Origin of the sequence: Paraburkholderia bengalensis (assembly GCF_037126505.1) — a bacterium.
In the GTDB taxonomy this organism is placed as follows: domain Bacteria; phylum Pseudomonadota; class Gammaproteobacteria; order Burkholderiales; family Burkholderiaceae; genus Paraburkholderia; species Paraburkholderia bengalensis.
The window spans coordinates 1-502 of record NZ_JACFYJ010000303.1; the positions used below are offsets into that span (position 1 = coordinate 1).

1 protein-coding gene is annotated in these 502 nt (G+C 63.5%); it reads right to left on the bottom strand.

Translation table 11 applies throughout. The features are described 5' to 3' along the window. Positions 1-502, bottom strand: a 502-nt coding sequence (locus H3V53_RS44045) for an NAD(P)(+) transhydrogenase (Re/Si-specific) subunit beta (protein WP_336603066.1), incomplete at both ends; no start/stop codon positions are given.

Consider the following 502-nt stretch of genomic DNA (forward strand, 5'->3'; position numbering starts at 1 on the left):
GCCCTGGAACAGCCGGAACTTGTACTTGCCCGACAGCTTGCCGAACGCGATGACCGAACCGCTAAAGGTAATCGCGCCGACGAACGTGCCGATGAACAGCTCGATCCGGTTGCCGTACGGCAGGAAGCCGGGAATGCCTTCCTCGGCGCCGAGGCCGAACGCAGCCGGTTCCGACACGACGGCATACGCGATACACACGGCCGCCATACCGATCAGCGAGTGCATCGCCGCGACCAGTTCGGGCATCTTCGTCATCTCGACGCGCGCCGCGACGAATGCACCGATCGTGCCGCCGACGATCAGCGCGACGAACACCAGCGAAAGCCCAAGCGCCAGATTCGAGCCGAGCAACGCGGCCTGCTTCGCGATCAGTGCGACGGTGGTGAGAATCGCGATCGCCATCCCGACCATGCCGAACACGTTGCCGGTTCGTGCCGTTTTCGGGTTCGACAGGCCCTTGAGCGCCTGGATGAAGCAGACCGAGGCGATCAGATAAAGGAGC